At 35.7% G+C, this 12,398-nt stretch carries 14 protein-coding genes; 4 read left to right on the top strand and 10 right to left on the bottom strand.

Annotation, left to right across the window (positions count from 1 at the left end):
- Positions 1-4 precede the first annotated feature (4 nt).
- Genes C1638_RS08420 through C1638_RS08445 form a run of 6 tightly spaced genes read right to left on the bottom strand, consistent with a single transcriptional unit; the run spans position 5 to position 6,617 of the window.
- Positions 5-655 carry a class I SAM-dependent methyltransferase gene (locus C1638_RS08420; RefSeq protein WP_109619987.1) on the bottom strand — a complete coding sequence of 217 codons (651 nt, stop codon included), beginning with the start codon at positions 653-655 and terminating at the stop codon, positions 5-7.
- Between the two features lie 2 nt (positions 656-657).
- Positions 658-1,431, bottom strand: a complete 774-nt coding sequence (locus C1638_RS08425; protein ID WP_109619989.1) for a heme ABC transporter ATP-binding protein — start codon at positions 1,429-1,431, stop codon at positions 658-660.
- On the bottom strand, positions 1,431-2,471 hold the full coding sequence (locus tag C1638_RS08430) for a FecCD family ABC transporter permease (protein ID WP_109619991.1): 1,041 nt from the start codon (positions 2,469-2,471) through the stop codon (positions 1,431-1,433). Before C1638_RS08430 ends, C1638_RS08425 begins: the two co-directional genes overlap by 1 nt.
- Positions 2,455-3,333, bottom strand: coding sequence for a heme/hemin ABC transporter substrate-binding protein (locus tag C1638_RS08435; RefSeq protein ID WP_109619993.1), 879 nt, complete (start codon positions 3,331-3,333; stop codon positions 2,455-2,457). The genes C1638_RS08430 and C1638_RS08435 overlap by 17 nt, the downstream gene beginning before the upstream one ends.
- A gap of 22 nt (positions 3,334-3,355) precedes the next feature.
- On the bottom strand, positions 3,356-4,489 hold the full coding sequence (locus tag C1638_RS08440) for an HmuY family protein (protein ID WP_109619995.1): 1,134 nt from the start codon (positions 4,487-4,489) through the stop codon (positions 3,356-3,358).
- A gap of 13 nt (positions 4,490-4,502) precedes the next feature.
- On the bottom strand, positions 4,503-6,617 hold the full coding sequence (locus tag C1638_RS08445) for a TonB-dependent receptor plug domain-containing protein (protein WP_109619997.1): 2,115 nt from the start codon (positions 6,615-6,617) through the stop codon (positions 4,503-4,505).
- Between the two features lie 96 nt (positions 6,618-6,713).
- Here C1638_RS08445 and C1638_RS08450 point away from each other — a divergent pair, with 96 nt between their 5' ends.
- Positions 6,714-7,526, top strand: coding sequence for a T9SS type A sorting domain-containing protein (locus tag C1638_RS08450; RefSeq protein WP_109619999.1), 813 nt, complete (start codon positions 6,714-6,716; stop codon positions 7,524-7,526).
- 187 nt (positions 7,527-7,713) lie between these two features.
- Entirely contained in the window at positions 7,714-9,030 is a 1,317-nt protein-coding gene (locus tag C1638_RS08455; RefSeq protein WP_109620001.1) for a T9SS type A sorting domain-containing protein, read from the top strand.
- Positions 9,031-9,148: 118 nt separating this feature from the next.
- Here the strand turns inward: C1638_RS08455 and C1638_RS08460 are convergent, their stop codons facing one another.
- From C1638_RS08460 to C1638_RS08470, 4 genes are all read right to left on the bottom strand, one after another.
- Positions 9,149-9,439 (bottom strand): putative quinol monooxygenase, encoded by a 291-nt coding sequence (locus C1638_RS08460; RefSeq protein WP_109620003.1) that lies wholly within the window; start codon positions 9,437-9,439, stop codon positions 9,149-9,151.
- An 88-nt stretch (positions 9,440-9,527) separates the two neighbouring features.
- Positions 9,528-10,415 (bottom strand): sulfite exporter TauE/SafE family protein, encoded by an 888-nt coding sequence (locus C1638_RS08465; RefSeq protein ID WP_109620005.1) that lies wholly within the window; start codon positions 10,413-10,415, stop codon positions 9,528-9,530.
- Between the two features lies 1 nt (position 10,416).
- On the bottom strand, positions 10,417-10,539 hold the full coding sequence (locus tag C1638_RS22685; protein WP_262509804.1) for a hypothetical protein: 123 nt from the start codon (positions 10,537-10,539) through the stop codon (positions 10,417-10,419).
- Positions 10,540-10,627: 88 nt separating this feature from the next.
- A complete protein-coding gene (locus tag C1638_RS08470; RefSeq protein WP_109620007.1) occupies positions 10,628-11,035 on the bottom strand; it encodes an RrF2 family transcriptional regulator in 408 nt (135 codons plus the stop codon).
- A 143-nt stretch (positions 11,036-11,178) separates the two neighbouring features.
- On the opposite strand from C1638_RS08470, the gene C1638_RS08475 reads away from it, so the two are divergent.
- Positions 11,179-11,607: a DUF4268 domain-containing protein gene (locus C1638_RS08475; protein ID WP_109620008.1), complete on the top strand. Its 429-nt coding sequence runs from the start codon at positions 11,179-11,181 to the stop codon at positions 11,605-11,607.
- A gap of 112 nt (positions 11,608-11,719) precedes the next feature.
- Positions 11,720-12,358 carry a hypothetical protein gene (locus C1638_RS08480; protein ID WP_109620011.1) on the top strand — a complete coding sequence of 213 codons (639 nt, stop codon included), beginning with the start codon at positions 11,720-11,722 and terminating at the stop codon, positions 12,356-12,358.
- The last annotated feature ends 40 nt before the right edge of the window (positions 12,359-12,398 follow it).

The raw sequence follows: 12,398 nt of genomic DNA on the forward strand, positions 1-12,398 counted from the left end.
TATTTTATTTTTTTATTGTTAAAATTGTATAGATTCTTTGTATTGTTTCGTTTCCTGTTTTACTTTTTATCTCTTCTTCTTTTTCGGAAGTTTTCATTCTTTTAAAATGGCTTTTGGAAACAAGTTCTTCCATTTCATCATTGTTGTACAGCGTAAAATCATAGGCTGTAAATGGTAGTTTTTCCATGAAGTCTCTTTGCCCGAATGTAAGTACGAATGTTCCGTTGTCTTTCAAAACCCTATAGATCTCATTTAAAAACTCGACAGGATTTTCCCAGAAATAGACGGTATTGACTGTAAATATTTTATCAAAGGTCTGATCACCAAAAGGAAGTTTTTTTCCTTCATACAAAACAAAGTCTGCTTTAGTTTGAAATTCTTTATTCAACTTTTTGGCTTCGTTGTGCATGGTTTCGGAGATGTCTACTCCTGTATATTTCAGATCCTGAGCCAGACTTAAAAGACTTTTCAGATGGCCGGCATTTCCATGTCCTATTTCAAGAATATGCTGATTATCTTCTATCAGAAGTGTTCTGATACTTTCCAGCGTCATACCGATGTTTGTGGCGTTCATCATTTCACCGATTTCTATGCCTTTTTCTCCCTGAGGATTGGCAAGATTCTGTGCGAGGATTTTGAGTTCTTCTTTTTCCATGGTTATCCAAAAATGATCATTGGGTTATTGGTAATGGGGTGTTCACAGATGGTACAGGGAAAGTTATAGGCTTTACTTATAATGTCTGCAGTAAAAACTTCCTCCGGGCTTCCATAGGCGGCCACCTTTCCTGATTTCATTAATAAGATCTTGTCTGCAAATTGTGCTGCAAGATTAAGGTCATGTAAAACAACAATAGCACTATTGGCTTTTTTGGTGAAATTCTTAATAATTTCCAGTGCTTTATACTGATGTTTTATATCCAGATTATTCAACGGTTCATCCAGAAAAACCAGCTTGTGGGCTATTTTATTCTGTAGCTGAGCCATTACTCTTGACAGATGAACGCGTTGTTTTTCTCCTCCTGACAGTGTGTTATAATCTCTGTCTTTCAGATGAAAAATATCCGTTTCATACATCATATTGTTCATGGCTTCCAGATCTTCCTTTCCGGGCTGTGCATCAAAGTAGGGATATCTTCCCATCATGACAACATCTTTTACCTGTAAGGGAATTTCATTGGAATTATGCTGAGAAAACTTAGATTTATGCTGAGATAATTCTTTTACTTCCCAATCTGCAATAGGTTTTTCTTTAAATAAAATATTGGACTTTCCTTCCTTTACTTCATTGGCCAAAATACTTAAAAGACTTGACTTCCCTGCTCCGTTAGGTCCTACGATTGCTAAAAACTCTCCATACTCTAAAGAGACATCTACACTATCAAGAATTTTAAAATCCCTGTGGAGATAATTGATCTGATGTGCTTTTATCATTAGAGTGATTTTTTGAATTTAATTAAAATAGCAATAAAAATAGGTCCTCCGATTAAAGAGGTTAAAATACCAATCGGCAATTCTGACGGAGCCACAATGCTTCTACTGATGGTATCTGCAATCAAAAGTAAAATACTTCCCAAAACTGCTGACAATGGCAAAATAAAAACATAGTTTGATTTAAATAAAAGTCTTAAAATATAAGGTACAATAAGACCTATAAAACCAATGGTTCCTGAAAATGCCACACAGGTTCCTATCATTAAGGAAGTGATAATTACAATCTGCTTTTTCAGACGTTCCACATTTATTCCTAAGTGTTGAGCATCTCTTTCACCCAGCATCATGGCATTCAATGCCTTTCCTTTTGGGAGTAAGACAATATAGGAAATAATGATAACTACTGTTAACACGATATTTTTTGTCCATGTTGCGGCTGCCAGACTTCCCATATTCCAGAATGAAAGATCTCTTAGCTGTTCATCCTTTGAGATATAAATCAGAAATCCTGTAATTGAAAATCCGATAGATGTAATGGCTACACCGCTTAACAGCATCATGACCACATTTGTTTTTCCTGCACTTGTAGAAATTCTGTATACAAGCATCATTGCCATTAAGGCACCCAGAAAAGCTGAAATACCCACCAGTGAAAACTGTATAATCTCCGGCAGATATTGTTTAAAATAGCCTCCCAAGACAATTGCAAATGCGGCTAATAGTGTTGCTCCTGATGTTAATCCTATCGCTTCACCTGTTGCCAGTGGATTTTTAAATAACCCTTGCAATGTAGTTCCGGAAACGGCAAGCATACTTCCTATCAAAATTGCCATAATAATCCTGGATGTTCTTACCTCCCAGATTACATATTTGTCACTTAACGATAAATTCGGGTCTCCTTTTATAAATTGGCCTAAAACCGTGAACGGTGATACACCATTGAAATCATACACGCCAATATTGAGTGCCACAATTGCCAGAATAACCAACAATATGGCACTTATGCTGAGATAAAAGTATAGTTTACTTTGTGTTTTCAATTAAAAGTTTGTTTAATCCTACTGCTGCTTCTCCTAGTCTCGGTCCAAAACCTGAAACTAACCCTCCATCCATTGCGATGATCTTTTTATTTTTTCCGGCGTTGGTTTGGGAAACTCCCGGCATTTTAAGCGCTCCTTCGTTTCCTCCTGCTCCCTGTAATCCTGTTTCAAAGAAGAACAATACATCAGGGTTAGCTTTTACAACCGCCTCCGGAGTTAATGGTTTGAAATCCTCAAAGTCAGTTACTGCATTTTCTGCTCCTGCAAGGTTGATTAATGATGCCATTGGTGTATTTTTACCGGCAACCATAAGCATATTTCCTCTGGCATAGATGAACAATACCTTTGGTTTTTTAGTTAATGGCTGTACTTGCTTCAGATCAGCATCTATTTTATCATTTAATTTTTGATAGTCTGTATTTCCGATAGCTTTTGCTACGCTTTCAATCAGTTTTTTAGTTCCTTCAACGGTATATTCCTGCTTGAAAACCTCAGTTTTGATTCCTGAAGTTTTGATCTTTCCTAATAATTCAGGGTTGATGTCTTTGTCAGAAGCAAGAATCAAAGTAGGGCTTACTGCCATAATCGGCTCAATGGTCATTGATCTTACGTGGCCTAAATCTTTAGCTGTAGCTTTTAAGCTTTCAGGATAAGTACTGGTAACATCAGTTCCAACAATTTCTTTTTCGTGACCCAAAGCGCTTACAATTTCAGTAATACCACCGTTTAGGGTTACAATTTTATTATTGGTTTTTGGAGCTTCAGAAGTAATTTCTGTAGTATTTTCTTTTTTAGCACCTTCTTCTTTTTTGCACGAATACACTGCTACAAGAACAGAAGCTGCAAGGATAAATTTCTTCATGATATACTATTATTTGATTTATTTATAATGGATCGAATGCAAAGCCTGTAAAGCCACGCTCTCCTTTTAAACTCTTCATAGAACTGAATTTCAGTTTAAAATAAAAGCCATTTGTATCTTTTAGAATAAAGAAACGGTTTGCATATACAAATGGAACAGGATTATCCGGTGTACCAGTAGTGGTTCTCCATTTATCTCCAATGGCTCTATGATCATTGAACACAAATTTGCTTGCGTCCACATCCTTTAATTTAAATGCAGCATAGGCCTGCTCAAGGTTACCCGTAACATTTACCTGATAGGCTCCCACTCCGTCAAGAGTATTGGTGGTTATAAAGTCTGCATAAAAGTAACTACCGGCACTGCTTCCAGGTCCCATAAATACTTCATTTGTAAATGTTGTAAAGGCTATATCCCAGCTTTTTTTCTTAGGCTGAATCTTTGCAGGAGTACCTGTTTTAAGATTGAAAAAAGCAAAATTATATTCAGGATCTTTTGTTATAATATGTTCCTTAACCCCTTCACTTCCGGCATTAAGATCTGCGTAACGAATTTTATACCCGTTAGCAGCTCTTAGAATCTGTACTTTCATCCATCCTCTAGGATCACCTGATAATGAAACAGAACCCGCACCGATATTATTAGCAGAAGGAATCTCTCTTCCTAGATTAACTAAATAAATAGGATTTTCAGCATCATTTGCCTTTATGGCTTCAATTCCTGAAGTTTGAGTTAAGAATTGACCATTCGGGTTATCGATGTACTTCATATTCTCAGAGTCAAATGTTCCTACCTGAGCAATGTCTTTTAAACTTTCTACGTCTCCTTCTTTCACCTTGCTGATATCCGTAGCATTAGGTATTTTGATGACAGTCATTGCCAGTGATCCGTTTATAATTACCCTGAAATCATCACCGCTATAAAATCCAAGATCCCAATCTGTTCTCTTATTAATGGTTTTTCTGGGCTCATTCTCATCTTTAACCATATCACTCAGGTCAATCCACACCTGATTAGGTTCAGTAGCTCCTCCTATGGGTACATTCACTGAAGAACCTGTAATAGGTGGTGCAGGAACCCTGTCCTCATCAGCAGAAACACAAGACTGTGCCGCTAACATTACGGAAAGAATAGAAAATATTTTTAAATATTTCATAGTAACTTATTATTTAAAATTGAAACGTTAATCTGGCAAAATAGCTTCTGCCATAATATAAATTCACAATACCTGTAGGAGCTGTGGTAGCATGAGCATCTGCCTTCATTGCGGTAGAATTGATACTGGTAACATCAAAGATGTTTTTTACTCCCGCAGAAAGCTCCACATGGTCTTTCCAGAAAGGCTGGCTTACAATAAAGTCCATCATATGGAAGCCGTCAGTTTTCCCAAGTTTGAAACCATTTGCTTCATTTTCAAACACATATAATCTTCCCGGACCTGTATATTTATAATAAAGGGCAAATGAAGTTCCCGGGTTTTGCAGTTTATAGTTAACGGTAGCCCCCGCCTGTGCCTGGAACTGATAATCAGTAGGTGAAGTGTGATACATTGATTTCATCGCAACTGAGGTTCCTCCCAATGCCCCTCTTAAGCCAATGGCCAGCTGGTCTTTTTTGAAATCTACATTTGCTGAAAACAACATATTTCTATATTTGTCCATATTTCTAAACTGGTAGGTAGAAGGATCTTTTATAAGAAGCATTTCTATCTTGTCTCGTACATCAAGATATAATCCACTTACGCTGTATGCAATCTTCCAATCATTTCCTGTGGTAAAATTCTGATCCCAGAATGCCCCTGTGGAGAATCCTTTTTCAGGGCTCAGATCAGGATTCCCCTGAATATCATGGTTAAGGTTTACAAAAAACGTATAAAGCTCTTCATAGGTAGGAAAACGGTTTGCTGTACCAGCTACCAACCTTAAGTTGGAGTTCTCAGAAGTTTTGTATCTCGCAGAAAGAGAGTAATTAAACTGATTATTGAATTTTTCGCTTACAGAAAGTCTGGCTCCCGGTCTTACAGAGAACTTATCAGAAATATTCCATTCTGCTGAAATGAAGTTTGAATACGTGAAAAGTGTTCTTTTGATAGCATCTGTAAAAAATTTACCGGCAATTAATGAAGCATAACCATCCGTGTAGTCTAACTCATACCCCAATTGAAAATCAAAAGTTTTATTATCAAGGAAATTACTGAACATTCCTCTTGAATACATGACATTTGTTTTATAATAAGACAGCTCCTCATCTTTGTTGATGATAGATCTGTTAGGAATGTCATAATTATAATCCTGAAACTTTCTATCCTGACTTTGGTAAGAAAAATCTCCCATATACTGGATATGTCCCAGATTGGTCTGGATATTAAACTGATGTATCCATCGGTTCGTATTATATTTTCTATCTACACTTCTGTATAAAGCGCCGCCATTTCCATCATTAAGAGGATCTACATTCACTTCAGGGTTGTAGAAATTAAATTTCTCATTCAAATAGGAAAGCTTATAGTAGAAAGAGGTTTTATTCTTTGAATATCGAATCAAAGCAGAAGCATCGTACTGGTCTTTAGGGTTCCATTCATATCCTCTTTTCAGATCACGTTCTAAATATTTATAACCCATTTTATTTCCTTCATACCCCATAAACTGGTTATGGTTGAAGTTAATATTAGCAAACCAGTTATCATCAATATTATAGTCTACGTTTACATTCTGGATGTGTCTTCCGTTTCCTTTTTTCTTAATATCGTAGTTATTCCTTACGGTCTCTTCCTGAAGTGAGGCTCTTACACTTATCTTTTTCGAGCTCCCTTTCTTCGTAATGATATTGATAACTCCGGCAAGTGCTCCATTTCCATATTCTACCCCCATACTTCCTTTTACAATCTCGATTCTCTCGATATTATTCAATGACAGTTTGGTAAGGTCAATATTACTTCCTAACCCTGTATCTCCTACTACAGGAATATTATCGATCAGGATTTTAACATAGCTGCCATCCAACCCCATCATACTGGCTGTTGAGTTTCCTGAACGGGTATCTGGCGTGATTTGTATATTAAGACTTTGATTCAAAACATCCGCAACATTGGTAGCAGCCATGTTTTTGATCTGCTGTGCATCTATTACTTCAACCTTATAGATAGATTTGCTGATAGATCGTTGCATGTATTGTCCTGTAATGACAACTTCTTCAATTTTCTTTTGATTAAGAGAATCCTTTGTTTGTGCATTCATCCAAAAGGCAATGGATAATGATAGAATGGAAAGCACTTTCTTCTGCATAAGGCTTTAAAATTTTCGACAAATATAAAACTTTATTTAGAATCATTAAAAATAAATATATACTTTTGTGTAATAATTCTAAATAAATATAACAGCATGAAACTAAAATTACTTTTAGGAGCGTTGATTTTTACAGCGTTTACAGCTAAGGCACAAGTTCCAACCATCAATGAAAACTTCAATAACTTCACTGCCGGGAACACCACTTTCCCTCAGTTTGGATGGTCTGCAGTAGTAGCCCCTATGGTTGCCAATACGGCACCATTTCCTGTTCCGCCAAGAATGTTGGTTACCAATACTGCTAATAAAGCTGTTCAATCCTATTCTGGAACTAATCCTTCAGATTCATCTTATTTGATATCTCCTCAGATCCAGGCTCCTGCGGGAGACAAAACATTAAAGTTTACGACTACATTAATAACTCCTTCTCCTGGCCCTGCAAACATTCAGATAGGACTGGCATCTAATCCAGCAGACATGTCAACCTTTGTTCCTGTAGGAGATCCCATTACGGTAACTACTATTGGAGCTATCCTGAATATAAGTGTTCCAATTCCTGCATCTACTTCATCTTATATCGTTTTTAAATTTACGCCTACAGCCATGCACGTAGCAGTACAAGTTGATGATGTAGTCTACGATACAACGGCTTCACTAGCAGTTAATGATAAGGCGTTTTCAAAAAATGAAGTTAGATTCGCTGTTAATGCAGACAATACATCTCTTGATTTTGTAGCGAAAAAAGATCCTAAAAACATTCAAATCTATTCTTCTGCAGGTCAGAAAGTAGCGGAAGGAAAATTGAACGGACAAAAATTTAATATCAATGGACTTCAGACTGGTGTTTACTTAATAGCTATCGAAACGGCTGAGGGAAAAACAATTCAATCGAAATTCATCAAAAAATAAGGTTTATTAGACTATTATTTGCCTTTAATAAAGCCGAGAGGAGCATTCCTTTCGGCTTATTTATGCTTCATATCTCAGGATAATTCCAATAAAACACGATAAAAATCATGTTTTTATTTAGAATGATTAAAAATAATTATATATTTTTGTGGAATCATTCTAAATAAGGATTTGAAAAAAATAAGTTATGAGAACAAAATTACTTTTATCTTCTTTGCTTGCTCTTACTGTTCAACAAACAGTATTGGCGCAAACAGATGCTAACGGATATACAACAGCTAATCTGACTATGGGAAATAGCTACCAGAACCGTGTATTTTTTGACTTTGCTTCAAATAATATCGTAGCAAAGCCGGCTAGCACATGGGATGTCGCTTTTTACAGAAACTCAATATATGCTTTTGGTTCAAGAATTAATGATGCCCTTGGTATTGAAGTATACACTGCATCTGTTAATATGGCTGACTGGGATAACATCAGCCTTAGCAATGAAGCATCTTGGGGAGAACCTCTTTATAACCCGGATCAGACGACTGATTTAAGTCAGGGAGCTTTTGAACAAGGTCCTGTTACGGGTCCTAATCCTAATACTCCTTCAACAGGTTGGGGAGTGTATAATCCAAATACGCATCATATTGTTGGGAAAGCCATCTTTGTTTTAAAATACCCGTCAGACCAATATATCAAGTTTGCCATTGAAGATGCCTATGGAGGATATACTTTTAAGTATTCTAAGTGGAACGGTTCTTCTTGGGGCCCAACGGAGACGAGAACTGTGTCTAACGGAACAGATGATGCTTATTTCAACTATTTCTCTTTTACATCCGGAACAACAGTGCCTAATCAGGAACCATCCAGAAGCGCATGGAATCTGATGTTTACTAGATACTACACAGATTATCCTTATGTAGATCCACAAGGGAATCCGCAAACAATGAAATACAAGATGGCAGGAGTTATTCAAAACTCGAATATTTCTGTAGCAAAAGTAAGACCTGAGGTGCAGGAAACAGCAACATCTAATATTCCTGCAAATTCTGCATTCTCTACAAACATCACTACTATTGGTCACTCTTGGAAGCCTACAATGGGAGTTCATTCTGATGCTGTTTATTATGTAAAACAAGGATCAGATTATTACAGAATGTATTTTATTTCTAATGGAGGTACTCAGACCGGTAATATGTATTTTAAATACAAAAAAATCACAGCTACGCTGGGAATTACTGAGGTAGGTAAAAAGGCATCTTTTGGAGTATACCCCAACCCTACTACCGCTGATAAAAGAGTTACAATTCTTTTTGATGTAAAGGAAAAAACAAATAATAAAGGTAGTGTAGAAGTGTATGACCTTACAGGAAAAAAGGTACATTCTGCAGAGCTAAGCAATCAAGCCGGATTCTATAGACAGGATATGAATTTATCTCATCTTCCTTCAGGAAATTATCTGGTAAAAATTACTTACGGAGGCAATTCGGAGACGAAAAAGCTTATTGTAAAATAAAATATTTTATTTCTAATACTTTCTATTTTTTCTAATAAAAGGGCGATTTCAGAATATTGAAATCGCCTTTTGTATTTTATAGATTAAGAGAAACTTTGATAGTATTACGCTCTTTTTTCTAATAGATCTTGAAACCTTTATAAACCTGAGCAGAACTTTCCATGATCTTGGAAGCATCCTTACGGAAATCAAGCAAATGATCCTGTCCGTTATGCCTGTTGTGATGTTCAATACTTTCCCAAAGCTCAATTAGGAAGAAAGTTCCTTTGTTGTCTTTATCCTCAACAAGGTCATACTGCAGGCAGCCTTCTTCTTTTCTGGTTTCTTTTACAAGATTCTGAAACAGCTCTACTGCTTCCATCAAATAATTTTCATTAAACTTAAAAAGTGCAATGATATGTAAATTCATGTTTTAATATTTAGTGATGTAAAAGTAGAATATTTTCGAAGTCAAATATATTTTTATCTCCTTTATTTTTCAATGTCAATCAATATTTTTAGCTGAATACTGATTTATAAATAGTTATAGAACTCATTACAATTACCAAAATTCCTATCACCAGAAACATTTTCTTCACAGGAAGCTTTGCCGTAAGCATAGCAGAAAAAGGCGCTGTAATAATTCCACCGATTAATAGCCCAAGAATAATGTTCCAATGCTGAATTCCAAGGGTAAGAAAAAAGGTAATAGCAGCGGTAAGAGTCAGGATAAATTTGGCTACTGTAGAACTGCCGACTGCAAATCTTGGCGTAAAGGCATTTTTTATCAATGTTCCTGTTACGAGCGGGCCCCATCCTCCTCCTGCAAAGGAATCTATGAAACCTCCAATCACTCCAAGTCTGGTAAGATTTGTTTTTCTTTTAAGAGCTTTACTTTGCTTTTCTTTAAAAGCGTTGGATAGAATTTGAATTCCCAGATATAGGGTATAAAATGCAATAATGGTCTTGGTAATCTTAGCGTAGTATTCTCCCAGATAAGTTAAACTTATAGCTCCAATCACAGCACCAATAACCGCCGGAATAGCAAGTCTTTTTACCAGACTTTTACTTACATTTTTAAGTTTAATATGGCTTATACTTCCTGCTGCTGTTGTAAAACTTTCGGCAGAATGAATACTTGCACTTACAATATGTGGTGGAATATTCAGTAACAAAAGTGTCGTTGTACAAATTACTCCATATCCCATTCCCATTGATCCGGCAACAATTTCGGCAAAAACACCTACCAGAAGCATCCAATAAAAGATATAATTATCCTTGGCCAGAATATCGAAAAGCTCATCCAAATACCCCAATTCGTACATTGAAAAAAAAGTAATCAGCAAAAATGCAATGGTTACAAAAAGTACATTGAGCCTTATTTGAATTTTCCGTGAAATAACCATGCTAAAAAATTGTTAGTTTAACTGCTTCTCTATTATTACAGGCGTCTTTAGCCAGAACAGCAGTACCACTCCACCCCTTTCCTTTAGCCTGTTTCACAATATTTGTATCTTCGTTTGGAATCATAGTTTGTTCATTTGAAGTTCTACAAATATCCAATAAAAATATTATCCTACCAAATAAGTAGACTAACAATTCAAAAAAAAGGATCAGGTCAGTCGACCAGATCCATTAAAGTTTTTTTCTCAAGAATATTCAGTGAGGCATCCCGAACTTCGATCAACACGTCATGCAATCCGCAATGATCTTCATTACAGTCCTCACACTTTTCATAAAAGTTAAGGCTTACGCAGGGAAGCATTGCAATAGGGCCGTTTACAAGACGAATAATTTTCGCTAGTTTTACATTTTCAGGCTTTTCCTTTAAAAAATATCCTCCTCCTTTTCCTTTTTTACTGTCAAGAATTTCTGCTTTTTTCAGTTCAAGCAAAATATTTTCTAAAAACTTTAAAGGTATCTTTTTATGTTCCGCAATTTCGGAAATAAGAATTGGCCCTTCATTTCTCTTTTCTACAAGATATGAAAGTGCCTTAAACGCATATTGAGATTTTTTTGAAAGCATCACAGCAAAAGTAAGAAAATTGTTTAATATGTTTAAGTGAAAAGGCAAAATTGCAAAAAAATGAACTGGTAAATTAACGTTTTCACCCTTTTATAGCCTCTTAGTTTTTGCCTTTTTGCTATTAAATCATTAAGTTTGCCTCTATGTTCAGTAAACAAGAAGCACAGCAATTAAAAAAGGAGTTTTGGACAGCTTTCGGAAAATCATTCCCTAGAAAATGGCTCCTGTATGACACTAAAGTCAAGGATATGGCCTTTAAATTTTCCGCAGACAATAAAAAAGCAGAAGTTTCCCTTGATATCGAAATGAAAGATGAAATTTTCCGAAATGCTTATTATGAGAAAATATGGTCTCTGGAAGATATTTTAAAAGACTTTATCGGAGATTTCCAAAAAGATGAATTTTATACTCTTGAAAATGGAAAAGTAATCAGCAGAATCTGGATAGAGACGCATGGGGTTTCAGTTTTCAACAGAAACACATGGCAAGAAATTTTTGAATTCTTTGTTGACAAAATGGACGGCTTTGAAAGATTCTATTACGAATATGAGGATTTTATAAAGGACATCTAATATACTTATGAAATAAATACCGTTTTACACTTTAGGTTAAGATAAAAAAGAAAACCTATCTTTGTCTCCTACCACTTAAACTAATAGATGAAACTAAATAACATGATTAAAAATGAGAAAAGTGTACAAAAACATTTTTGGGGAAGTCATCTCCAAAAGCAATGCCGTAAAGCTTAATGAATATCATCTGTACTATTATGATGGTGACTCTGATGTACTGAAAGAGATTGAATTTATCAATGATGACAGTATATACAATATCAATTACTTCCTAGGTGACAGCGAAAATGAAGACGAAGTTATTAATTATCTGAAAGAAAAATCCGACTTCTTTGACATCGAAAAGAGAGAATCTGCTGACGGATTTATTATTTCCACCAATAAACTTTACTCTTTGTCTGTAGATGAAAAACCTCTGATTTCCAAGACTGTTTTTAAGACAGATGATCCTGAAAACTTTATCTGTTCACAAGTTATTGATAATGAAACACAGGAGCCCCAACTTGAAAGAACAATAAAATGTTGGTACACTACGGATGAAAACGGCGAAAAATATGCAGCCATAGAATGCAGCTATCAAGAAGATGGCAATCTGGAACTCGCCATTGATAAAACATCTGATCCTGATAACGAGCAAAACTGGGCACATTATGAATTTGAGACGTTTCAGAAACTTCAGGAACAACGCTCAACAGACCTAAGCTACTATAAAACAGCTGCATTACTTCCTAAGGAAGCTTACCAAAATTAGACCTTAGAAGTACTATCTTAATTATTTACATCCAACACAC

It is taken from the genome of Chryseobacterium oncorhynchi, from assembly GCF_002899895.1.
Lineage (GTDB): Bacteria > Bacteroidota > Bacteroidia > Flavobacteriales > Weeksellaceae > Chryseobacterium > Chryseobacterium oncorhynchi.